Here is a 21,268-nt window from a genome sequence, read left to right on the forward strand (position 1 = left end):
CTTACTAGTAGTAGTAGATTTTTTTACTATAGCTACGAAGAAAATTTTTTCTTTTTGAATTTTTATTTACATAAAATAGTCATTTTATTCTAGATTTCATTAATATCAATCTTCTGATTTTTTCTTTCTAAAAAACCAAATTAAAAAAATTGCTCCTAGAGATGAAAATACAACACTTTGAAGATTAAATCCTGTTATTGGATCAGCACCAAAAGAACTAAAAACAAATTTAGCAACTACTGCACCTAATATTCCAATAATAATATCAGAAAAAGGAAAAAGTCTTTCATCTTGATCCATAAAATAATTTGCAATCCATCCAGCAAACGCTCCAATAGCAATCCATGTAAATAATCCCATTTTTCTACCCCTTTTAATCATATTTCTATTTTCTAAAATTAGAGTAACAGATTCACTATGTTCTTGCAAATCAAAGAAGAATTATTTGCATATTTTTTATATTCTGTTATACTTTAGATACAAAAAGAGCCGAGCGGGAACTCGACTCTCTTGTAGACCGTTAAAAAGACGGTGGCTAATTAAGTGACTAAAATAACATCACTCAACTCGTCAAAGTTGTGAGCGGTGTTATTTTTTTGTCATTATTTCTATGATTTTGACAATTAATGACAACAATGCCAATAGTACCATGGCAAAGGTTCCTATCAATGTCATTACTTCATAGCTTGACAAATCGCAACCTCCTTTCTAGTAGATTTAATTCAATGCTCATAAGCATCACCTACCTTATTAAGAGATTGCCACCGCTTTCAAACTTTCTACGCATATACTCTACCATAAACATTCCTAAAATGAAATAGCTCTATTTTTAATCTTTCGATTTATAATTTAGTTTCTCCTATATTAGTATTATTACCAAATCGTATACTTTTACGTTCTTTGAGAAATTACGCTCAACTCTAATAAAATTCAAAAAGAAAAATTTTCTTTGTAGCTAAAGTAAAAAAATCCATCATGAGATGGATTTTTTTACAGGCAAAGCTGTCTGCTGGCGGGCCTAGCTTACAAAGGGAATTTTTCTTTTGAATTTTATATACGCAAAACATCATTCAATTCACTTGAACGATTGAATATCCTATTTATGCTTCTTCAATTGGATATGAATAGATTTCAATATGATTTCCTAACACTTTAATTTCCACTGGTAAATCATCTGATTGATCTCCATCAATATCTGATTCGATTTCGATATCAGAAGAAATTTTAATCGTTTTTGCTTTAATATATTCAATACTATCATTTTCTACCACATCCCCTTTTAATAAATCAGGAATTAATGATAATTTAGAGAAAATAGACGCATCTTTTAAAATTAAAATATTAGCATATCCTACTTTGTTCTCATCAAATATTTTTTTATCTGAGAAATAGTTTGATAATAACACTAATACTTGACTAGCATCTCCTTCATAGTTGCCATTTTCAGTCTCAACTTTAATATTAAAAACTTCATCTCTAATAACAGATTTTACTGTATTAATTGCATATGCAAACATTCCAAATTTTGTTTTATCTTCAATTTCTACATTATGAATTGCTTCTGGTAATGAACCTACACTGAAGATATATCCAAAATAATGATCATTTGCTTTACCAATATCAATTTTATTTGTTAAATTAAAATCTAAACTTTCGATTGCTTTATCAATATCTTGATCAATTTGTACTAATTTAGTAATTAAATTACCTGTTCCTCCAGGAATAATCCCTAATTTTGGAATATATTCTTTTTCAGCAATCCCTGAAATAACTTCATTCACCGTGCCATCTCCACCGAAAACAATTACAGCCTCATATTTTTCTTTAGCTGCTTCTTCAGCAAAATGAGTGGCATCTAAAGCTTTTTCAGTAATTCGTGTTTCAACAACTTCAAAATATTCTTTTGCTTTATTTTCAATTTTTTCTTTATAATTTAATGCTTGTTCTCCTCCAGAGGTTGGGTTAATAATAACCATTGCCTTTTTCAAATCATCAGCTCCTTAATTTTAATCCATATTATTTTTATAATATACTAAGATTATATCATAGGATGAAGAAAACGCATTCTAACTTGCCTATAAAGTTAAATTACTAAAATTGTTAATAAAAATAACACTCATCTCTTATAAAATTCAAAAAAAATTCCTTTTGTAGGCTAGGGCGCCAGCAGCTTCGCATAGCGAGTCTCATGGCTAAAATTCGAGCCTTAGTCTCGAATTTTGCCTTTAAAAAAATCCATCTTCACGATGGATTTTTTTACTTTAGCTACAAAGAAATTTTTTCTTTTTGAATTTTATGTACGAAACATCATTATTATACTTCACTAGGTTTTCTTGTCTTCTTATACTGAACAATAAAGATTACTAAAGCTAATAAAATTAAAGTTGTAATAAACATTAAACTATATTTTCCAGCAAATGGTAATCGATCCATATTTGCTGAAAAAATTCTTGCCACGACTGTTGTAGAAATAGCCCCAGTAAACTGTTGTAAAGTATTAACGATACTATTTCCATCTGCTTGAACATCCTTGTCTAATTGCATTAAACAAAATGTTACATTACTTCCCATTACAAATCCATTTCCACTCATTAAAATAATATTCAATGCTAATAATGGAAGAATCGCTAAATGTTCAAAGAAAACGCTAATCAATACTCCACCAATACTCGCCAAAATTAAACCTGTTAATAAAGGCTTCAACGGTCCTTTAACATCAAACCATTTACCTGAAACAGGAGCCAATAAAGCAACCATTGCTGCACCTGGGAACATAAATAGCCCTGCAGTTGTCGCACTTTGATTTAAACCTAATTGTAAATAGTTCGGATAAACAAATGATAAACCTAATACTGTTGCTTGGAACGCTAACACTACATATAACATTCCATTAAATGTATGATTTTTAAATGGTGCAAAAGATAATAAAGCATTTTTACGATTGAAATATTCAAATAATCCACCCGTTACTACTGCACTTAATAGCCATACAAGAGATAAATGTTCAATTGCCATTAATAAACTAGCTAAACAATTCGCTAAGAAGAAAAATGCTAGCAGATTAAATGGTGATTTTTGAATACTTTTCTCTTTTGGAATCGCCCATAAACCAATCACTAAAGAAATAACCAAACATGGAATTAAAATCCAATAAATAAATCTCCATCCTAAAGCTGCTGAAACTAGTCCACCAAAAGTTGGTCCAATAGGTGGTGCTAAAGCAGTTGTCATAGAACCTAATCCAATGACTATACCATGCTGTTCAATTGGTACTTGAGTTAATACAATATGGAACATTAATGGTAACGCAATTCCAGTACCAACCCCTTGTAAAAATCTTCCAAATAATAGCATAATTAAATTTGGAGAAATACAATTGATTAAAACTCCTATAATAAAAATTAAATTCGAAGCTAAAAATAATTGTCTTGTTGTAAAATTACGTACTAAATACGCAGAAATAGGCACAACAATCGCAATGGCTAATAAATAACCTGTTGTCACCCATTGAATTCCAGATGAAGTTGTCTGAAATTCTTGCATTAATGTCGGAAATGTTACATTCATTGCCGTTTCAATTAATACACCACAGAAACTCATAATGGCTGTCGCAATTACTGCTGGCAATACATGCCATTTTTCATTATTCATTCATGTTACATCCTTTCAATTTATTGCTATACATTTCACTAAAAATCCACAGCCAAATATCTTACCATAATTCATTTATAAAAAGCCACTGAAAACTATTTCAGGTACAAATAAAACGACCAGACAAAAGCCTGGTCGTTTCTATTCATTCAATCATTATTTTTCTAATGCTTCCACTAATAATTCCACTTGTTTATCTAATTCAGATTTATCTTCATCTGTTAGAGTTAAAACACCAGTTTGGAATCCTGCTCCGATATGAAGTCCCACTGTTTTTTCTAGTGGATTCATACGCATTTTAGTAACTAATTCTGTTAAAGCACGTAAAACATTTGCCCCACCAGAATGTCCAGCTGCACTACTGAATGCAATTAATTTGCTATCAATGTAAGCAGGAGGTGCATAAGAAGTAATGTCTAATGAACGAGACATCCAGTCTAAACCATTTTTTAAACTTCCTGGTAAACTTCCGTTATATTCAGGAGATACAATCCAAACAGCTTGAGATGCTTCAAAATCTCCACGATACTCTTCTACAATAGCAGGAGCTGGAAATTCAATATCTTGACTGAAAAATGGTACATCTTTAAAACTTATTTGTTTTGTTTGATAGCCTTTTTCAACTAATTTTTCTTGTACATAATCAATAATAGTTTGGTTAAAAGATTCTTTTCTTAATGAACCATTAATGAATAATACTTGTTTTGACATTGCAAACTCTCCTTCTATTTATTAACGTTTTTTCTTTAATTTTTTCAATTTATTTTGTTTTTGACGACGAGCATATTGTTGCATAGCAATTTGACCTAATTTATTACGGCCTCCACCCATGCCTAATTGTCCCATCATTGATTCCATCGCTTGCATATTTCCATTTGACATTTGATTCATCATTTTTTTAGACTCATTAAATTGTTTAATCAAACGGTTTACTTCTGCCAATGGACGAGCTGAACCTGCTGCAATTCTTTTACGTCTTGCTTGAGATAAAATATCTGGATTTTCACGTTCTGCTGGCGTCATTGATAAGACAATAGCTTTCATACGTGCTGTATCTTTTGGATCCACTTTTAAATCATTTAATCCTGGAATTTTATTTAACCCTGGAATCATTTTTAAGATATCTTCCAATGGTCCCATTTTATTCACTTGATCTAATTGGTCGATAAAATCATTAAAGTCAAATGTATTAGCTTTAATTTTATCTGCCATTTCTTGAGCTTTTGCTTCATCAAAATCTTGTTGAGCTTTTTCAATTAAAGTCATGATATCGCCCATACCAAGAATACGAGAAGCCATACGTTCAGGATAGAAAATTTCGAAATCTTCTAATTTTTCTCCACGACCAGAGAATTTAATTGGTTTTCCTGTTACAGAACGAATTGATAGAGCCGCACCACCACGAGTGTCCCCATCTAATTTTGTTAAAATAACCCCAGTAATATCTAAACGTTCATTAAATGTTTCAGCAACATTCACAGCATCTTGCCCTGTCATTACATCGACCACTAATAAGATTTCATTTGGATTCGCAACAGCTTTAATATTTTGTAATTCTTCCATTAAAGCTTCATCGATATGTAAACGACCTGCCGTATCGATAATAACTAAGTCACGACCTTCAATCGTTGCACGTTCAATCGCTTGTCTAGCAATCTCAACAGGATTAACATCTGTTCCTAATGAAAATACTGGATAATTTAATTGTTTTCCTAACGTTTGTAATTGATCAATAGCGGCTGGACGGTATACGTCGGCAGCTACTAATAATGGACGTTTGTTTTCATGTTTTGCTAAGAATGAAGCTAATTTACCAGCAGTTGTTGTTTTACCTGCCCCTTGTAAACCGATCATCATCACAACAGTAGGTGGCTTAGGTGAAAATTGGAATGGAGATTGTTCTCCACCCATTAATTCGGTTAATTCTTCATTAACAATTTTTACAACTTGTTGTGCTGGAGATAATGCTTCTAATACATTAGAACCTAATGCACGTTCATTTACTTTTCGTACAAAATCTTTTACAACTTTGAAGTTAACGTCTGCTTCTAATAACGCTAAACGAACTTCACGCATCATTTGTTTTAAATCAGCTTCGGTAATTTTTCCTTTTTTTGTTACCGAACCCATCGCATTTTGCAAACGATCTGATAATCCTTCAAATGCCATTTTCTCACTCCTCAATTAGGCTATTTATTCATTTCTTGTAAGTCTGTCATCAATTGTTGCAATTGATGATCATTTGGATAATGTTCTTTGATATGCTGCTCAATTCCATCATAGATAGCTTGTCTTTTATAAAAATCATTCACTAAATGTAATTCTTGTTCATAATCTTCTAATAATTGAGCAGATCGTCGAATATTATCATATACGGCTTGTCGACTAACCTCGAATTCTTCTGCAATTTCTCCAAGAGAATAATCTTCCCCGTAATATAATTCCATATATCCTAGTTGTTTTTCAGTCAAAAGTTTGCCATAAAATTCTAACAACAAATTCATCTGAGTTGTCTTTTCAATTTCCATTGCCATCCTCCTGTCCTTAAACTCACTTTCTAATTATAACAAAAACTAGCGTTTATGCCAATTGCAATGAAAATTAGAACTATTTTTCAGTTTCTAGAATTTGAGCTATTTTTTCAAACGTGTTTCCATTTCGAATCGTAATCATTTTATAAAAGTTTTGCTTTAATAACTGTTTATGGTAAGTTGTCTTTAAATACTCTGCTTCATCAAATTTCCCCCAAAATACAGCATGATTTCCTATATGGACTATCTCATTATGAAAGTTTACTTTATTAAGAAACTCTAGTATCGAGCTTTTATCTAACTGATGAGAAAAGAATAATACATCTCTTCTAGCCAACTCTTCATTCCACCACTCTGGTAAGTTTTCTTTTTCTTTTAAATATTCTTCTTTCGTCAGTAAAGCAAAAGGAATTGAGAAATCATAATGTCTTTCTAGCAAATCTTTGATTTTGCAAATACAAGTATCAAGTGTATCCATACTACTAAAAAATAAATTTCCACTATTAATATAGGAATGAACATTTTGAAAATTTAACCCTTCTAATAATGCTTTCAGTTCACTCATTACTACTTTATTCTTACCACCCACATTTATTCCACGTAACAAAAGAATGTATCTCACTATAAAATCTCCTTCATTAAATCATTTTAATATTACATTAATGATTATACGACAAAAATCAAATTATTAGTATGAAACAATATCCTTTGTTTGATACCGTATCATACAAATACAATTTTTTAGTGCCTTCTAGGTTAATAAATTTATGAACAAAACGTTTCTCCTCTAATAGATTTTCTATTTGATTTTGTTTTTCTTTTAATTCTTGATTCTTTTTACTTTCTGTATTTAGGATACTTCTAAATTCTTTTTGATAAATCCCTTTAAGATTACTAACATCGTCATTAAAGTTAACTTCACCCTCTATAGAAAAAGAGTACATATCAAATCTATCGTTTCCAAAACCTCTCTCACTTTTATACTCCAATTTTATATTTTGCACAGGAGTCCCTAATTCAGAAAGCTCATTTCTATTGTTCTGGGCAAAATGATTAAACGCAAAAATACAGGCAACTAATATCAATATAAGAATAATACTCTTTTTCATAACATATCCACCCCAATTTACACCTCTAAAAATAACTCTAAACTTTCCTACTTTCACTATTATAACCTCATTACTGTTCAAAAAACTGATCATTTAAATAGTTTTATCAAATATTAAAAAGCGTCAGACTCTCCTCTAACGCTTTTCGTAGTTTTTGATTAATTTTTCAATTTCTTCTAGTGATTTTACAAAATAGATTTGATTTCTATCTTCCTTACTTAGTAGATTTGTCGTTACCATATGATTGAAAAAAGCCTCTAAATGGTCATAATAGCCTTCCATATTGTAGAAAATACAAATTCCATTCGTTTGACCGACTCTTACCCATGAAACGGCTTCTGCAATTTCTTCTAGTGTTCCTGGTCCGCCGGGAAGTGCAATATATACTTCACTTAATTCAATCATTTTGTTTTTACGTTCTGACATCGTTTCAACAATATGAAGTCTTGTAATATCTTTTTTTGCGATTTCACGATCCACTAAAAACTGTGGCATGACACCAATAACTTCTCCAGCCGATTCTATAACTGAGGTTGCAACCACTCCCATTAAACCAGTATTTCCTCCACCGTATACAAGTGTGTGGTTATTCTTCGCTATCCAGTTCCCTAGTTCTTCTGTTCTTTCATCAAAAGTTGAATCATTACTCTGACTAGCGGCACAATAAACTGCAATATTCATAAATTCTCCTTATAAAAAAGAGCCGTAAAATCTTACGACTCGATTATTATTATTTAAATGCTGCAATAATTTCTTCAGCAATATCTTTTGAACAGATAACTCCTGTAGTCTTTTTGTTTGGTACTAAGAAGTCTACTTCTTTTCCGTCCACTGTACTATAGTGTAAATCTAATTCTTTTGCAATCACCATACCAGCAGCAATATCCCATGGTGCTAATAATGTTGAAACATAAGCAACAGATTTTCCTAATACTACTTGGATATGTTCAATTGAAGAAGCTCCATAAGTACGAGTTACCATTGCTTTACGAATCATAGCTGCTTCTTTTTCATTTGCTTCTAATAACATAAATCCGTTTACGTTAATAGAGCTATCACCGATACTATGAACTTCTGGTTTAGATAAGCGACGACCATTGCAATAAGCACCATAATCTTTAATACCATAAACAAAACGATCACGCATTACATCATAAATGTAACCTAATAAACCAACGCCATCTTTATATAAAGCGACCATAATTCCAAAATCTTCTTGACGTTTTACAAAGTTTAATGTGCCATCGATTGGATCAATTAACCATACATATCCGTCCATTGAAGTTAATTCGTCACCGAATCCTTCTTCACCCATAATTTTATGTGTTGGGAATTGTTCACGAATTTTTGAAATCAAAAATTGCTCGATTTCTTTATCAACATTCGTTACTAAGTCATTACGACTAGTTTTTGTATCCACTGTAATTGATTCACCAAAGCTATGACGAATTTTATTTCCAGCCTCCATAATCCAATCATTGACTAATAAATGTGTTGCAAATAAATCCATAACTAACATCCTTTCTACTGTTCCATTTTAATTCTTTTTGAAGCATTTTTACTCATTTGAACGACACGGTATAAACTATATCCAGAAACCGATTCAAATTCTTTACCTAGTCTTTTTTCTTCACCAATACTTTTTACAATCGTTCTGAAATCTTTATATCGTTTGATAAATAATTCTGTTTCAATTCCACGTTCATAAGCATCTTCTACAGCATTCCATAATGCAATAACTGTTGACATTTCTTGGTGAGTCCAATCCAAGTCTAATGGATAACTATAATTTGCCAAATAAGTCCCTCCTCAAAAAAGTACACTACTTAGTATACACCTTTTTTAATAAAATAAAAAGGCTTATCCTTTCCTCTCCTAATCTAGAGAAATACGAATATTTTTCCATTTTCCAGATCTAAATCTAAATAGAATAATGAGCCAACGAATAAATTGATCAATAAATACTGCATACCATGCTCCTGCTAAACCTAAGCCAATAATGTTTACAAAAACATATCCTAAACTAACACGGATAACAATTGAACCTACAAAAATGGCAATCAATGGCCATACCGTATCTCCAGCCCCTCTTAATGCACCAGAAGTAATTAATTGATGACTTTGGAACGGTTGAACAAATGCTACAATTGTTAGAGCAATCATTGTGTTTTGAATAATTTCAGGTTCTGTAGAATAAAATTCTGCCAAAGTTTGCGACCCGAAAAAGATAAATAATGACATTCCGATTGCAATGACAAAACCAATTCGTTGACACATTCTAGTATACATTCTCGCCAATTGCTCATTTTTTGCTCCAAGAGATTGTCCCATCAAAGTTGATGCTGTAATTCCAAAAGCTTGTGCAGGTGAATACGTTAGATTTAAAATATTTAACGAAATTTGATGAGCCGCATATACATTAGTTCCTAGTCCCGAAACGATATTTAAAAATGAAATAATCCCAACTCTTAATGCCAATTGTTCCAAAGCAGTCGGTAATCCAATTCGAATTAAATCTTTCATCATTTCAAGACGAAATTCAAATTTTTCCTTAAAATCTAAATATAAAACACTCTTTTTAGATAACACATACCGTAAGTTTAACGACATGGCAATCACATTACTTAATGCTGTCGAAATAGCTGCTCCAGTTACTCCAAGAACTGGGAAACCAAATAAACCATAAATTAACACAGCATTTCCAAGTACATTTAAACTATTCGCAATTAAATTATTACGCATCGGAATTTTTGTTTCACCAATTCCACGTAAAGCTGCTGTCATCGTAAATGAAAATGATTGGAAAATAAATCCTAGCATAATGACACGAAAATAAGCTGACCCTACTTCAATAACAGATACATCTGCCCCTAAAAAAGATAATACATAGGGTGCTAGTAAAATCATCAACACTGAAATAGGAAGTACAAATCCCAGCATTGCCAGCAACATCACGTGTTTTAAAACTAAGCTAATATTTTTATATTTTTTTGCTCCATAATAACGAGCAATGATGGCTGTTCCACCTACATTCAATGCTTGAACAAAACTTAATCCTAAAAATACGGGTTGGTTCGTCATCCCAACAGCAGAAACTGCTTGAGCTGCATGTTCTGAAATACGACCTACCATCATCATATCGATCATTCCGAATAAAGAGCCTAATAACACTTCAATAAAAACAGGCCATACAATATGAAAAATATTCATTCTTAATTGTGTTTTATTAAACTTCTGATTTCCCCCTTCTTCCATGCCATCTCTCCTTCTTTTCAAAATTACACTCTATTCTATACCCATTAGAGATGATGTGCAACTCAAAATATTTTCGAAATACAAAAAAGACCGAGTAAACTCGGTCTTTCAATAAATTTTATTAAATATGAATTGGCATTCCTAATGCTAATTCAGCTGTATCCATAATTACTTCTGCTAATGATGGATGTGAGTGAATTGTTAATGCGATATCTTCTGCATTCATACCTGCCTCAACCGCTAAACCTAATTCTGCGATTAAGTCACTTGCATTTACCCCTGCTACTTGAGCACCAACGATTACATTATCGTCTTTTGTAGTAATTAAACGAACGAAACCTTCAGTTGCATTTAATGAAATTGCACGTCCATTTCCACCTAGAGGGAATTTAGATGCTTTCACTTTTAATCCTGCATCTTTCGCTTGTTGTTGAGTATAACCAACAGAAGCTAATTCTGGATCTGTAAACGCAACAGCTGGCATTGCACGATAGTCAACAGCAACTGGTTTACCTGAGATTGCTTCAGCAGCAATTTTACCTTCGTAACTTGCTTTATGTGCTAATGCTGCACCAGGAACAATATCTCCAATTGCGAAAATATTTTTAATATTTGTACGGCCTTGGTTGTCTACTTTTACTAAACCACGTTCAGTCATTTCAACACCTACAACGTCTAATCCTAATTCATCAGTGTTTGGACGGCGTCCTACAGCAACCATTACATAATCAGCAAGAATTGATTCTTCTTTTCCTTCAACTTCAAATTTAACGGTTACGCTATCTCCATTATCAACAGCTTCTTTAGCCATTGCAGAAGTAATAACTTTAACACCTTTTTTAGCGAAATCATCTTCTACTAATTTCACCATATCTTTATCGAACATTGATAGAATGCTTGGAGCACCTTCTAAAATTGTTACTTCAGAACCTAAGTTAGCATAAGCTCCACCTAATTCTGAACCAATTACTCCACCACCGATAACAACTAGTTTCTTAGGAACATCTTTTAATCCTAAACCACCAGTTGAATCGATAACACGTCCACCAAATTTGAAACCTTTGATTTCAATTGGACGGCTACCAGTTGCAATAATTGCATGGTTGAATGAATATGTTTGAGCAGAATCTTCTGTCACAACACGTAATGTATGGTCATCAACTAAGAATGCTTCCCCACGGATGATTTCTACTTTATTTTTCTTTAATAAGTATTCAATACCAGAAGTTAATTTTTTAACAACTTGGTTATCTTTCCATTCTTGAGTTTTCGCAAAATCTAATACTACTTCTTTTGCAGTTACTCCGAAAACTTCAGAATGTTGAGCTTCTTGATAATGATGTCCTGCAGAAATTAATGCTTTAGATGGAATACATCCAACGTTTAAACACACACCACCAATATATTCTTTTTCAATAATCGCAACTTTTTGTCCTTCTTGAGCTGCACGAATTGCAGCAACATACCCACCAGGGCCGGCACCAATTACGACTGTATCTAGTTCAATAGCGAAATCGCCTACTACCATCTTTTTCACCTCTTAAAAGTTTTCAATAGTGATACGACGTATACCAAACGGTTTACGTCGTACTACTAATTTATAATTAAGCTTCCATTAATAATAATTCTGGATCAGCTAATAAACGTTTTAATTCATTCATTGCTTTTTGAGCAGTAGCTCCGTCCACGATACGGTGGTCGAAACTTAATGATAATTTCATGTTACGTCCGATTACGATTTCATCGTTTTCGTTAATAACTGGTTCACGAACGATTGTACCTACACCTAAGATAGCTACTTCAGGGTAGTTAATAACTGGAGTGAACCAGCCACCACCTACTGAACCAATATTTGAAATTGTAATTGTTCCATGTCCCATATCAGCTGCAGTTAATTTACCTTCGTGAGCTTTAGCTGCTAATGCATTAATTTCATCAGCAATTCCAAACATGCTCTTAGTATTTGCATCTTTAATATTTGGAACGAATAATCCTAAATCTGTATCAGTTGCAATACCGATATTGATGTAGTTTTTGTACACGATTTCTTGTGTTGCATCATCAATTGAAGCATTTAATACAGGATATTTCTTCATTGCTACTGCTAATGCTTTAACAACATATGGTAAGAATGTTAATTTAGTACCTTGTGCCGCAGCAACATCTTTGAATTTCTTACGGTGATCCCATAATTTAGAAACTTCAACTTGATCATGTAATGTTACGTGAGGAGCTGTATGTTTGCTATTAACCATTGCTTTAGAAATTGCTTTACGCATTGGAGTTAATTTCACGCGTTCTTCACGTTCTGCTGAACCTACAAATGGTTTAGCTGGTTCTGGTTTGGCTGCTGGCGCTGCTGGAGCCGCTGGTGCTGATGCAGGTACTGCCGCTGGTGCTGCTGGTGCTGCTTCTACTGCAGGAGCTGCAACTGTTGCACCACCGAAGTTATCGATATCTTCACGAGTTACACGTCCGCCTTTACCAGTTGGAACAACTGCTGTAATATCAACACCTTTTTCACGAGCGTATTGACGTACTGAAGGCATTGCTAATACTAATTTACCAGGATTGCTTGCTGCTGGAACTCCTGTTGGTTGTGCTGGAGCCGCTACTGGTGCTGGACTAGCTGCTGGAGCCGCTGGTGCTGATGGCGCTGCAACTGGTGCAACTCCTTCTGCTGCGATTTCAACAATAACATCTCCTACACGAGCTACTGTTCCTTCAGATACTAAAACTGCAGTAATTGTTCCACTTACTGGAGATGGAATTTCTTCTACAGATTTGTCATTTTGTACTTCAAATAAAATGTCATCTTCTGCGATTGTGTCGCCTACTTTAACATCAATTTTTACGATTTCACCTTCTGCAATTCCTTCACCAATATCTGGTAATTTGAATTGGAATACACCTGCTGCTGGAGCCGCTGGTGCACTTGCTGTTGGAGCAGCTGATGCAGCTGGAGCTGCTTCTGCTGGACCAGAACCATCATCGATAACTACGATAATGTCTCCAACACGAGCTACTGTTCCTTCTTGAACTTTAACTTCTAATACTTTACCACTTACTGGAGATGGAATTTCCTCTACAGATTTGTCGTTTTGTACTTCGAATAAAATATCATCTTCTTGGATTGTGTCACCGACTTTAATGTCGATTTTTACGATTTCGCCTTCTGCGATACCTTCACCGATATCAGGCATTTTAAATTGGAAAGCCATGCTTGTACATCCCTTCTTAATTTTTACTTAAATATTCTAAAGAGCAAATCACCTTTGAAGGGCTTTTTGCTCTTTAGTGAATGGTTTTACGAATTAAAAATTATAAGTTTCGCGAACTTTTGCTTCAATATCACTTGCATTTGGTAACCAGTCATTTTCTGCTTGACCAAATGGGAAAATTGTATCTGGTGCTGCAACACGTCCAATTGGTGCTTGTAAGTGTAAAATTGCACGTTCTGAAATTTCAGACATTACCATTGCGCCGATACCTGCTTGACGTTGAGCTTCTTGTACAACTACTACACGTCCAGTTTTTTGAACTGAAGCTAAAATTGTATCTAAGTCTAATGGAGAAACTGTACGTAAGTCGATAACTTCTACAGAAATGCCTTCTTTTTCTAAGTTTTCAGCTGCTTTAACTGATTCACGAACCATAGCTCCGTAAGTAATAATTGAAACATCTGTACCTTCACGAGTTACAGCTGCTTTTCCTAGAGGAACTGTATAGCTTTCTTCTGGAACTTCTTCACGGAATGAACGGTATAATTTCATATGTTCTAAGTAAACAACTGGATCGTTGTCACGAATCGCTGAAATTAATAAACCTTTTGCATCATATGGGTTTGAAGGAATAACGACTTTCAAACCTGGTGATTGTGCTACTAAACCTTCTAAGTTATCTGAGTGTAATTCTGGTGTGTGAACCCCACCACCAAATGGTGAACGGAATACGATAGGCATTTGACGAGTTCCACCCATACGGTAACGGTAACGAGCTGCTTGAGCAACAACACTATCCATTACTTCAAATACGAATCCAAAGAATTGGATTTCTGGAACTGGACGGTAACCTTCTAATGCTAAACCGATAGCTAAACCACCAATACCTGATTCTGCTAAAGGAGTATTAAATACACGGTCTTCTCCAAATTCATCTTGAAGTCCTTGAGTTGCACGGAAAACTCCTCCGTTTTTACCAACGTCTTCACCGAAAATTAGGACATTTTCATCACGTTTTAATTCTAAAGCCAATGCATCCGTAATGGCTTGAATCATTGTCATTTGTGCCATAATTATTTATTCTCCTTTGCTTCAAAGTAATCAAGTTGTTCTTGGATAACGTTTGTTGGTTCTTCAAACATTGTCTTCAAGAAGAATGAAACTTTTTGTTTTGGTTGTTTATCAGCTTCTTTGATTGCTTCTTTAATTTCTTCTTTAGTTGCTTCAATAACTTCATTTTCTTTTTCTTCAGACCATAAGCCCTTAGCTGTTAAGTAGTTACGGAAACGAATTAATGGGTCTTTTTTAGCCCATGCATCTTGAATTCCTTCTGGTTGATAACGAGTTGGATCATCCCCTGATAATGTATGAGGACCATAACGGAAACAGATTGTTTCGATTAATACAGGACCATTTCCTGCAACAGCATATTCACGAGCTTTTTTAGTTACGGCATAAACTGCTAATGGGTCCATACCATCTACTTGAATACCTGGAATACCAGCAGCAACAGCTTTTTGAGCTAATGTTGTAGCAGCTGTTTGTAATTCACGAGGAGTTGAGATAGCCCATCCATTGTTTTGAATGAAGAAGATAGCAGGTGATTTGTATGCACCAGCATAGTTAATTCCTTCATAGAAATCCCCTTGTGAAGAACCTCCGTCACCTGTATAAGTAACAGCGACATTTTTCTTACCACGTTTTTGTAATCCTAATGCAACCCCTGCTGCTTGAACATATTGTGCACCAATGATAATTTGTGGTGGTAATGCTTTTAATGATTCTGGATACATATTCCCTGCAACATGTCCACGAGACCATAAGAATGCTTGTGATAATGGTAAACCATGTTTTACCAATTGAGGTACATCACGGTAACCTGGTAATAATACATCACCTTTATCAATTGCTTTAATTGAAGCTAATTGTGAAGCTTCTTGACCTGCTGTTGGAGCGTAGAATCCTAAACGTCCTTGACGGTTTAACGCTGTTGAACGTTCATGTAAAATACGTGACCATACCATATCAGTCATTAATTCGACTAATTCATCGTCAGATAAATCTGGTACTAAATCTGGATTTACAACTTTTCCTTCTTCATCTAATACTTGAACCATTTCAAAATTCAAGTTATCTGGTGTGAAAAGTGCATCGAGATCGAATTTTTTCTTCGTTGCCATACTTTTTGTTTCCCCTTTTCTTTAAGAAATTGTGCTTCATAACAAAAATGAAGAAACAGAATTTTATTTCTGTATCATTTCTATTATTTTCATATATTAATTTACCATGCTTTTTTTACTTATGCAAGTAATTAAGTTCGAGTTTTAATTTTTATTTTTTGTGAATAGCATTACAATTTTTTCATTATAAACAATACATTTATTTATAAAATTTTGTGCAATATTTTTATCATTTTTCACTTGTAATGAAAACAAATGAAAAATTTAGTTCAGTTTCTGTGTTATACACTGTTCTAAAAACTGTACTAATATTTTTAAAACAGTTTCACTTGTTCAAATAAATGATCCGTCTGTTCAAACTGAGAAACTGTTAATCCAATTAAGCGTACCGATTCATTATTATACTGCTCCATCAATAAGTGATAGGCTTCTATCTCTAATTTTTCTTTACTCTGGACATAGGTTTCTAATGTCTTACTTCTTGTTTTAGTTTCAAAATCGCTTTGTTTTAATTTTATCGTTATTGTTTTAGCTGCCAATTTATTTTTCTTTAACCATTTTGATATTTGTTCTGAGAATTGCTCTATATATTTCTGTAGTACATCTTCATCTGTTGTATCTTCTAATAAAGTTTCTTCTTTACCGTATGATTTTCTTTCACGATACAATGTTAATTGATCATTAGATTGTCCTCTTACTTGTCGATACAGAGCTTCTCCTTGTTTTCCAAAATATTTGATTAAATACTCTTTTGAACAATTTAAAATATCTTCCCCAATTAATAATTTTTTCTGATGTAATTTTTTTGTAGTTGCTTGACCTACACCAAAAAATTTCTCAACAGGCAAAGTTTTAATAAATTCTGGAAATGATTCTTGATCAATAACGGTAATTCCAGCTGGCTTTCGTTGGCCGGAAGCTATTTTAGCTAAAAATTTATTAAATGATACTCCAACTGAGCAAGTTAATCCTACTTCTTTATAGATAGCTTCTTGTATTTCTCTAGCAATTATTGTTGCAGAAGTTTGATTTTTTGAATTCTCCGTAACATCTAAATACGCTTCATCAATCGACATCGGTTCAACTAAAGGAGTGTATCTATGAAATATTTCTCTAATTTGTAAACTTAATTGTCGATATCGTTCAAAATTCGGAGGAACAATAATGGCTTTTGGACATAATCGTATGGCCTTACTCGTTGGCATTGCGGATCGTACTCCAAATGCTCTTGCTTCATAAGAACAAGTTGCCACCACTCCACGTTGATTTACTTTTCCGCCAACAATAATCGGTTTTCCTCTTAAATGAGGATGGTCCATTTGTTCAACAGATGCAAAAAAAGCATCCATATCAATATGTAATATTTTGCGCATTCGCTTCCCCCTTCCTTTTGTATTTTTAAACTATTCAAAAAGTGGCAGAACAATTGCTCTACCACTTTCCTATTATAATTCAACTTCGCTATTTTCAGGCGTTACAATAAAACTTACTCCTGTTACATTGAAGTATTCTTCGCAACGTTTTTTTAGTGCTTCCATTGCAATTGTTGCTCTTTCAGCTTGATCTTTTGTCACAGATTCCATTATAAGAACTGCATTAGTTGTTTCTTCTTGTAACATCGTTCTCTTCGCTTCTCTCCAGTTCAAGCAACGACATACAGCTCCATCATTATCGAAGTGGCAAATTTCGCCTTCTAATGCTGGGGCATCTTCATCAGCTCCTAATGGGAAGAAACTTTCTCCACCTTTTGCTTTACCTAAGCGTAAATCTCCTTGAATTTTATCTAAATCTTCTCCCCCTAATGGAACAGCATATTCAATAGAAATACTATTATAAATATCTACTAATGGAGTAATCAAACGGAATGTATGTCCTTGAGAAACACGTTTTAATAATGCTTCAATAGAAGAACGAGCTCCTTTTTTTGTTTTGAACTTAGAATAGGCTTGTCTCCATTGTTGGATAACAAGATTATCGCTAAACACTTCTTCTGTAAAATGAACTTGGGCTTTTTGACAAGCTTCTTGTAAAATCCCTTCAAAATAAGGATCTTCTGTTTCATCTACAAAATTATTAATGCCTTTTAATACTAATACATTCACTTGACCTTCTGGAAATAGTTCCCAAAATTCTGGTTCTACGATAAATTTTGCCATTTTTCATTCTCCTATTCTAATTCTTCAAATCTCTGTTTCATTGTTGCATTATTTTTGACGAGTTTTTTAACAGTTAAATCAGTCGCCTTATTATTCGCTAATCTTAAATTATTCTCAGATGATAACAATGCATCTTTTGTTTTTTGTAAATGCGAAATTGTTTTATCAATTTCATCAATTGCTGTTTTAAATTTCTTACTCGCTAATTCATAGTTTTTAGAAAAGGCAGTTTTAAATGCTAGCAAATCTTCTTCAAAATGCGTAATATCTAATTGTTGCTCTTTCATTTGTGCTAATTCTTGTTTATATTTTAATGAATTTAACGCTGCATTTCTTAATAATGTAATGATTGGAATAAAGAATTGAGGCCTAACAACATACATCTTTTCATATACATAACTGACATCCACAATTCCATTATTGTATAGTTCATTATCTGCTTCTAACAAAGATACTAAAATCGCATATTCACAATTTTTTTCACGCCGATCTTTATCCAACTCTTTAAAGAAATGTTCATTTTTCTTCTTCGTTGCTGTTTCATCATTTTCATTTTTCATCTCAAACATAATCGATAAAATTTCATTCCCAAAATCATCATATTCTCGGTAAATATAATCACCCTTACTTCCTGTTTTAGCATCATTATCTTTACCAAATTCAGCTCTTGGAAAAGCCGTCATTCTCAACTGATTAAATTGAATCTCACAATGTTGTTCTAAACTTTCACCGATCATTTTTGTCGATTGTTTTGCTTTAAAATCTTTATAAAAGGCAATCGTTTCGTCTTTTTGACGTAATTCTAACTCGTATTTTTCTTTTAAAGCAGCTGCTTGAACTTCTTGTTCTTTTTCTTGCAAATGATTTTTCGCTTCTAAATCAGCAATAACACGATCTTTTTCAGCAGATAACTGAGAAACTCGTAAGGCTTCTTTTGTTTCTTGTGCGTCAATTTTCGCTTGAAGCGATTGAATCAATTGTTCTTGCTGAGTAATTTTTTCTTGATATTGCTGCGTCAATTCTTGTTTTGAAACAACTTGTTCTTGTTGAATCTTAGATAATTCCAATTCTAATTTATGTTTTTCTTTTTCAACTTGAACTTCCATTTGTTGACTAGCTTGTTTTAGCTCTTGCTCTAATAAAGCAATTTGTTGTGTATAGTGTGCTAATTTCTCTTCAAAATGAGATTGAGCTTGTTGAGATTTTAATTGTTGTTCTGTTTCAAATTGTTTTTTGGCTAATTCTAATTGTTGATGAATTTCTTGTGTAAATTCTTGATTACGAACTTGACTCACAATATCTGCATAAGAATGTTCATCAATTGTAAAAACCTTTTGACAGTGCGGACATTTAATTTCGTTCATACAAGTCCCTCTCCTTTTTAAATTAAAATAGTCTTATTTATTAACGAATGCAATAATATCTTCCACGCTAATTGATGAATCGCAAACTACACGAGCCTCTCCACCTTTAGCAACTAATAGACCTGGCACTGTTGGAATACCATATTTTTGTCGGAATGATTGAATCTCATTTAATTGTGTAACATCTTCACTATTAACAAAAATAGCTGGTTTATTTAAAGCTTGACGTGCTTCATTCATTTTTGGAGCGAAACGACGGCAATAAGGACAAGTTGGACGACCAATAAATAAAACGACTTCTTCTCCACTTGAGATTAAGCTTTCTACTTCTTTAATTGATTTTTTTTCAAATTTTTCTACTGCTTCAAAAAATTCTTGTGACATAATGATTTCTCCTTTATTTTGGATTAATATCCTTATATTTTTTTCTTAAATAAATTAATCTTGTAATAAATCCACCGAGCATCCCAATTGCTACTCCCCCGATTAATTCTTGAATGATAATCCCAATTACAATACCAATTAGAATTGCTACTAACATGATGGCATTCAGGACATTTAATTCTTTTAATTTTTCTTTAGAATCCATTCTTTCACCTACACTTTATTCTACCACATTAATTTGACACATTTTCATGGCTTCTAATGCTTGCTGATGACTTTGAGGGGTTACCCCTGCACATGTAGTGGAGTATACATTAATCGGTACCTCTGGAAAGTTTGCTTTTGCTAATAAAACATTGCTAATAATACAAATATCTGTGCATAAACCTAAAAATGTAATGGAGCTAATAGAAGGAACTTCCTTCAATAATTCCATTAACGCTGTAGATCCAAAAGTAGGCTTTTCAACTCCAACAGCTTCTTTTTCTAAAAGAGCTTCTTGTACAGTTGCATCTAATTTCCAACCTGGAGTTCCTTTGACACAGTGAATAACTGGTAATTTTTTTCCTTCTTCTGTTTCTAAATAATTTTCATGATGAGTATCCAAAGTATAAAAAACTTTACCTGAAAACTCTCGAATCGTTGACGCTACATTAGGAACAATTGCTACTGCCTCTTTTGTTCCTAAGACTCCATCAACAAAATCTTTCTGCATATCCACTACAACTAAAATATCTGTCATGATTGATCCTCCAATAAATGATAGTATTCGTATAAATGACGGAATAAGAAATAATATCCGCCTACTAATACATAACTAATACTTATGACGAGAAGTAATAATTCTTTAGACCATGCTGCCATTTCAAATGCTAATGTCCCTCCAAATAAAAAGAACAACATACTTAAACTATAAAAAACTATTTTTATTTTATCCTTACGATGACCTCTTAGACATCTACCAATTGCAAATCCTGTATCCGTTAAATATCCTGTAAAATGAGAAGTTCTTACAATCATCCCTCGGTAATAAATAAACATTCCATTTTGAACACCAACAGTAAATGCTAATTGATAAATCCATAAAACCTCTAATTTTAACCAAAAACTGATTCCTAATAACAAACCTAATACAATCAGTAATATTCCATATCGGTTTGCAAATCGGAAAACTTTTTCAGAAAAAATCATTCCGCAACAAACTCCACCTAGTAGGAAACTAATAATAATCAATAGTAATGTAAGTGCATGACTCGTTTCGCCTGACATCGCATGGATTAAAACCCCTGAAACATTCCCAGTCATATGAGTAGTAGGCTTTTCATACAATAATAATGTTGTAATATTTACGAATCCTGAAAGTGCACTTAGAAGCCCTATCCACATCGCAAATAATATTCCTTTTTGTTGTTTCATC

Annotated in this window: 24 protein-coding genes; all 24 read right to left on the reverse strand. The window is 33.2% G+C overall.

The features are described 5' to 3' along the window. Positions 1 to 105: 105 nt before the first annotated feature. Positions 106 to 360 carry a GlsB/YeaQ/YmgE family stress response membrane protein gene (locus HMPREF0446_RS05120; protein WP_006702464.1) on the reverse strand — a complete coding sequence of 85 codons (255 nt, stop codon included), beginning with the start codon at positions 358 to 360 and terminating at the stop codon, positions 106 to 108. A 228-nt stretch (positions 361 to 588) separates the two neighbouring features. Then, positions 589 to 693: a putative holin-like toxin gene (locus tag HMPREF0446_RS08870; protein WP_396276372.1), complete on the reverse strand. Its 105-nt coding sequence runs from the start codon at positions 691 to 693 to the stop codon at positions 589 to 591. 407 nt (positions 694 to 1,100) lie between these two features. After that, positions 1,101 to 1,988, reverse strand: a complete 888-nt coding sequence (locus HMPREF0446_RS05125; protein WP_006702463.1) for a diacylglycerol/lipid kinase family protein — start codon at positions 1,986 to 1,988, stop codon at positions 1,101 to 1,103. 325 nt (positions 1,989 to 2,313) lie between these two features. Beyond that, positions 2,314 to 3,651: an MFS transporter gene (locus HMPREF0446_RS05130; protein WP_006702462.1), complete on the reverse strand. Its 1,338-nt coding sequence runs from the start codon at positions 3,649 to 3,651 to the stop codon at positions 2,314 to 2,316. 156 nt (positions 3,652 to 3,807) lie between these two features. Then, positions 3,808 to 4,362: an NADPH-dependent FMN reductase gene (locus HMPREF0446_RS05135; protein WP_006702461.1), complete on the reverse strand. Its 555-nt coding sequence runs from the start codon at positions 4,360 to 4,362 to the stop codon at positions 3,808 to 3,810. Positions 4,363 to 4,383: 21 nt separating this feature from the next. Next, the gene (gene ffh, locus HMPREF0446_RS05140; protein ID WP_006702460.1) at positions 4,384 to 5,820 is read right to left on the reverse strand and encodes a signal recognition particle protein; all 1,437 of its coding nucleotides are present in this window, start codon (positions 5,818 to 5,820) and stop codon (positions 4,384 to 4,386) included. A gap of 20 nt (positions 5,821 to 5,840) precedes the next feature. Beyond that, positions 5,841 to 6,179 carry a putative DNA-binding protein gene (locus tag HMPREF0446_RS05145; protein ID WP_006702459.1) on the reverse strand — a complete coding sequence of 113 codons (339 nt, stop codon included), beginning with the start codon at positions 6,177 to 6,179 and terminating at the stop codon, positions 5,841 to 5,843. Positions 6,180 to 6,258: 79 nt separating this feature from the next. Beyond that, entirely contained in the window at positions 6,259 to 6,804 is a 546-nt protein-coding gene (locus HMPREF0446_RS05150; protein ID WP_006702458.1) for a DUF1697 domain-containing protein, read from the reverse strand. Positions 6,805 to 6,862: 58 nt separating this feature from the next. Then, positions 6,863 to 7,348, reverse strand: a complete 486-nt coding sequence (locus HMPREF0446_RS05155; RefSeq protein WP_006702457.1) for a hypothetical protein — start codon at positions 7,346 to 7,348, stop codon at positions 6,863 to 6,865. A gap of 78 nt (positions 7,349 to 7,426) precedes the next feature. Continuing rightward, positions 7,427 to 7,972 (reverse strand): LOG family protein, encoded by a 546-nt coding sequence (locus tag HMPREF0446_RS05160; protein WP_006702456.1) that lies wholly within the window; start codon positions 7,970 to 7,972, stop codon positions 7,427 to 7,429. A 49-nt stretch (positions 7,973 to 8,021) separates the two neighbouring features. Further along, complete coding sequence (locus HMPREF0446_RS05165; RefSeq protein WP_020991378.1) at positions 8,022 to 8,801, reverse strand: inositol monophosphatase family protein; 780 nt, start codon at positions 8,799 to 8,801, stop codon at positions 8,022 to 8,024. A 14-nt stretch (positions 8,802 to 8,815) separates the two neighbouring features. Further along, positions 8,816 to 9,088, reverse strand: a complete 273-nt coding sequence (locus HMPREF0446_RS05170; RefSeq protein ID WP_006702454.1) for a UPF0223 family protein — start codon at positions 9,086 to 9,088, stop codon at positions 8,816 to 8,818. 78 nt (positions 9,089 to 9,166) lie between these two features. Further along, complete coding sequence (locus HMPREF0446_RS05175; protein ID WP_020991379.1) at positions 9,167 to 10,546, reverse strand: MATE family efflux transporter; 1,380 nt, start codon at positions 10,544 to 10,546, stop codon at positions 9,167 to 9,169. Positions 10,547 to 10,667: 121 nt separating this feature from the next. After that, positions 10,668 to 12,074: a dihydrolipoyl dehydrogenase gene (gene lpdA, locus HMPREF0446_RS05180; protein WP_006702452.1), complete on the reverse strand. Its 1,407-nt coding sequence runs from the start codon at positions 12,072 to 12,074 to the stop codon at positions 10,668 to 10,670. Between the two features lie 76 nt (positions 12,075 to 12,150). Then, complete coding sequence (locus HMPREF0446_RS05185; RefSeq protein WP_006702451.1) at positions 12,151 to 13,767, reverse strand: 2-oxo acid dehydrogenase subunit E2; 1,617 nt, start codon at positions 13,765 to 13,767, stop codon at positions 12,151 to 12,153. Between the two features lie 93 nt (positions 13,768 to 13,860). After that, positions 13,861 to 14,838 (reverse strand): alpha-ketoacid dehydrogenase subunit beta, encoded by a 978-nt coding sequence (locus tag HMPREF0446_RS05190; protein ID WP_006702450.1) that lies wholly within the window; start codon positions 14,836 to 14,838, stop codon positions 13,861 to 13,863. 2 nt (positions 14,839 to 14,840) lie between these two features. Further along, positions 14,841 to 15,947 (reverse strand): pyruvate dehydrogenase (acetyl-transferring) E1 component subunit alpha, encoded by a 1,107-nt coding sequence (gene pdhA / locus HMPREF0446_RS05195; protein WP_006702449.1) that lies wholly within the window; start codon positions 15,945 to 15,947, stop codon positions 14,841 to 14,843. 314 nt (positions 15,948 to 16,261) lie between these two features. Further along, a complete protein-coding gene (gene dinB / locus HMPREF0446_RS05200) occupies positions 16,262 to 17,320 on the reverse strand; it encodes a DNA polymerase IV (RefSeq protein WP_006702448.1) in 1,059 nt (352 codons plus the stop codon). A gap of 72 nt (positions 17,321 to 17,392) precedes the next feature. Further along, the gene (locus tag HMPREF0446_RS05205) at positions 17,393 to 18,103 is read right to left on the reverse strand and encodes a B3/B4 domain-containing protein (RefSeq protein WP_006702447.1); all 711 of its coding nucleotides are present in this window, start codon (positions 18,101 to 18,103) and stop codon (positions 17,393 to 17,395) included. 11 nt (positions 18,104 to 18,114) lie between these two features. After that, positions 18,115 to 19,467 (reverse strand): DUF2130 domain-containing protein, encoded by a 1,353-nt coding sequence (locus HMPREF0446_RS05210; RefSeq protein WP_006702446.1) that lies wholly within the window; start codon positions 19,465 to 19,467, stop codon positions 18,115 to 18,117. Positions 19,468 to 19,500: 33 nt separating this feature from the next. Then, positions 19,501 to 19,851, reverse strand: a complete 351-nt coding sequence (locus tag HMPREF0446_RS05215) for a thioredoxin domain-containing protein (RefSeq protein WP_006702445.1) — start codon at positions 19,849 to 19,851, stop codon at positions 19,501 to 19,503. A 13-nt stretch (positions 19,852 to 19,864) separates the two neighbouring features. Next, entirely contained in the window at positions 19,865 to 20,056 is a 192-nt protein-coding gene (locus HMPREF0446_RS05220) for a hypothetical protein (protein ID WP_006702444.1), read from the reverse strand. Between the two features lie 15 nt (positions 20,057 to 20,071). Next, positions 20,072 to 20,593, reverse strand: a complete 522-nt coding sequence (locus HMPREF0446_RS05225) for a cysteine hydrolase family protein (protein WP_006702443.1) — start codon at positions 20,591 to 20,593, stop codon at positions 20,072 to 20,074. Continuing rightward, entirely contained in the window at positions 20,590 to 21,267 is a 678-nt protein-coding gene (locus tag HMPREF0446_RS05230; protein ID WP_020991380.1) for a YoaK family protein, read from the reverse strand. Before HMPREF0446_RS05230 ends, HMPREF0446_RS05225 begins: the two co-directional genes overlap by 4 nt. Position 21,268 lies beyond the last annotated feature (1 nt).

This window comes from Granulicatella elegans ATCC 700633 (assembly GCF_000162475.2).
Taxonomy (GTDB): domain Bacteria; phylum Bacillota; class Bacilli; order Lactobacillales; family Aerococcaceae; genus Granulicatella; species Granulicatella elegans.

What these genes read in the sequence shown, in the direction of transcription:
- HMPREF0446_RS05120 (WP_006702464.1), bottom strand. Translation starts at nt 360, where the DNA reads ATGGGATTATTTACATGGATTGCTATTGGAGCGTTTGCTGGATGGATT.
- HMPREF0446_RS05130 (WP_006702462.1), bottom strand. Translation starts at nt 3,651, where the DNA reads ATGAATAATGAAAAATGGCATGTATTGCCAGCAGTAATTGCGACAGCC.
- HMPREF0446_RS05135 (WP_006702461.1), bottom strand. Translation starts at nt 4,362, where the DNA reads ATGTCAAAACAAGTATTATTCATTAATGGTTCATTAAGAAAAGAATCT.
- ffh (WP_006702460.1), bottom strand. Translation starts at nt 5,820, where the DNA reads ATGGCATTTGAAGGATTATCAGATCGTTTGCAAAATGCGATGGGTTCG.
- HMPREF0446_RS05145 (WP_006702459.1), bottom strand. Translation starts at nt 6,179, where the DNA reads ATGGAAATTGAAAAGACAACTCAGATGAATTTGTTGTTAGAATTTTAT.
- HMPREF0446_RS05160 (WP_006702456.1), bottom strand. Translation starts at nt 7,972, where the DNA reads ATGAATATTGCAGTTTATTGTGCCGCTAGTCAGAGTAATGATTCAACT.
- HMPREF0446_RS05165 (WP_020991378.1), bottom strand. Translation starts at nt 8,801, where the DNA reads ATGGATTTATTTGCAACACATTTATTAGTCAATGATTGGATTATGGAG.
- HMPREF0446_RS05175 (WP_020991379.1), bottom strand. Translation starts at nt 10,546, where the DNA reads ATGGAAGAAGGGGGAAATCAGAAGTTTAATAAAACACAATTAAGAATG.
- lpdA (WP_006702452.1), bottom strand. Translation starts at nt 12,074, where the DNA reads ATGGTAGTAGGCGATTTCGCTATTGAACTAGATACAGTCGTAATTGGT.
- HMPREF0446_RS05185 (WP_006702451.1), bottom strand. Translation starts at nt 13,767, where the DNA reads ATGGCTTTCCAATTTAAAATGCCTGATATCGGTGAAGGTATCGCAGAA.
- HMPREF0446_RS05190 (WP_006702450.1), bottom strand. Translation starts at nt 14,838, where the DNA reads ATGGCACAAATGACAATGATTCAAGCCATTACGGATGCATTGGCTTTA.
- pdhA (WP_006702449.1), bottom strand. Translation starts at nt 15,947, where the DNA reads ATGGCAACGAAGAAAAAATTCGATCTCGATGCACTTTTCACACCAGAT.
- dinB (WP_006702448.1), bottom strand. Translation starts at nt 17,320, where the DNA reads ATGCGCAAAATATTACATATTGATATGGATGCTTTTTTTGCATCTGTT.
- HMPREF0446_RS05205 (WP_006702447.1), bottom strand. Translation starts at nt 18,103, where the DNA reads ATGGCAAAATTTATCGTAGAACCAGAATTTTGGGAACTATTTCCAGAA.
- HMPREF0446_RS05210 (WP_006702446.1), bottom strand. Translation starts at nt 19,467, where the DNA reads ATGAACGAAATTAAATGTCCGCACTGTCAAAAGGTTTTTACAATTGAT.
- HMPREF0446_RS05215 (WP_006702445.1), bottom strand. Translation starts at nt 19,851, where the DNA reads ATGTCACAAGAATTTTTTGAAGCAGTAGAAAAATTTGAAAAAAAATCA.
- HMPREF0446_RS05220 (WP_006702444.1), bottom strand. Translation starts at nt 20,056, where the DNA reads ATGGATTCTAAAGAAAAATTAAAAGAATTAAATGTCCTGAATGCCATC.
- HMPREF0446_RS05225 (WP_006702443.1), bottom strand. Translation starts at nt 20,593, where the DNA reads ATGACAGATATTTTAGTTGTAGTGGATATGCAGAAAGATTTTGTTGAT.
- HMPREF0446_RS05230 (WP_020991380.1), bottom strand. Translation starts at nt 21,267, where the DNA reads ATGAAACAACAAAAAGGAATATTATTTGCGATGTGGATAGGGCTTCTA.